The sequence below is a fragment of the Chryseobacterium sp. SIMBA_028 genome (assembly GCF_046535285.1).
GTDB lineage: Bacteria > Bacteroidota > Bacteroidia > Flavobacteriales > Weeksellaceae > Chryseobacterium.
Genome location: NZ_JAWRWZ010000034.1, coordinates 1 through 1,566 on the forward strand (window position 1 = coordinate 1; position 1,566 = coordinate 1,566).

The following is a 1,566-nucleotide window of genomic DNA, read 5'->3' on the forward strand; positions in this document are numbered from 1 at the left end:
TGTAAATCGTCAGCAAAAAGTGTACTGATTTAGGCTTTCACTTAAGGAGTGTTTCATAAGAGATTAATTTTTAAATTTGATATTATGAACACCAGGAAAAAACCAACTCCTGAAACCTACATTAAAGAGATCAGGAGAAAAACCAGAAGAATCTTCACTGCCGAGCAAAAGATCCTCATTGTAATGGAAGCCCTTCGTGCAGAAACTTCTGTAGCAGAGCTCTGCCGTAAGCATGGCATTCAGGAATCCACATTTTACAAATGGAACAAAGAATTTCTTGAGGCCGGTAAGAAACGTCTTTCTGGTGATGTAGTTCGTGAGGCTACTTCTGATGAAGTCAGCCAGCTTCGAGAAGAAAACAAGAAGCTAAAAGAAATGGTTGCAGATCTCGTTTTACGGTATGATATTGTAAAAAAAAGCTTGGACATGCTGGACTAACCCAGAAATATAGAAGATATATGAGGTTATCCGCCGGTGAAAAATTAGAGCTCATAGAACTCGTTACGCGCAGTGAAATAGGTGTTAATAAGACTTTGAGGGAACTCGGCATCCATAAGAGCACCTTTTACAATTGGTACAATCTGTATCTGAAAAAAGGATATGAAGGATTTTTTTCCTCCCCTTCTTTTAACAGAAAACAATGGAACAGCATTCCTGAGAAACAAAAAAACCTTGTGGTCGAGATCGCATTGGAGCATCCCGGACTTTCCAGCCGAGAACTGGCTTACAAAATTACCGATGAGCAGGGTATTTTTATTTCAGAATCAAGTGTGTACAGAATTTTGAAAAAGCGGGGTCTGATTACCGCTCCTTCTCATATCCTGCTCTCAGCTGCTGATGAATTTAAAGATAAAACCAATTTTGTACATGAGATGTGGCAAACAGATTTCACTTATTTTAAGATTATCGGTTGGGGCTGGTACTATCTAAGTACCGTTCTGGATGATTACAGCCGTTATATTGTTCATTGGGAGCTCTGTAGAAACATGAAAGTGAATGATGTAAAAAGAACGGTAGATTCAGCTGTAATAAAGTCAGGGCTTAAAAAAGGACAGGTTCCTAAACTTTTATCTGATAATGGCTCCTGCTACGTAGCTTCTGAATTGAAAGAGTATCTGCAGAAAAAGTATCAAATCAATCAACTTCATGGAAAACCTGCTCATCCGCAGACCCAGGGAAAGATCGAGCGGTACCACAGAACGATGAAAAATGTGGTAAAACTTCATTTTTATTACAGCCCTGAAGAATTGGAAAAAGCACTGGAGGAATTTGTAAACCGTTATAATAATCAGCGGTATCATGAGTCTCTGCAAAATCTAACTCCTGCTGATGTATATTTTGGAAGAAGCGATGAAATACTCCGGGAGCGCAGGAAAATAAAAGAGAAAACACTGCAACTCAGAAAACGGAATTACTTTAAAGAAAAAGTAAAACGCTAAAAAAGTTGTTCTGGAAAATTTTTGAGCCTCAAAGCTCAGAAAAATTTTATGGAAATCAACTTTTATTATAACTTTAAACTAACAAACACTCCCTAAGAGAAAGTCCATTTTCTTTTGAAGACATACA

At 37.8% G+C, this 1,566-nt stretch carries 1 pseudogene; it reads left to right on the forward strand.

Annotated features, from left to right (window positions below):
* The first annotated feature begins 84 nt into the window (after nt 1–84).
* Nucleotides 85–1,439: pseudogene (locus tag SCA31_RS22360) on the forward strand (IS3 family transposase).
* The last annotated feature ends 127 nt before the right edge of the window (nt 1,440–1,566 follow it).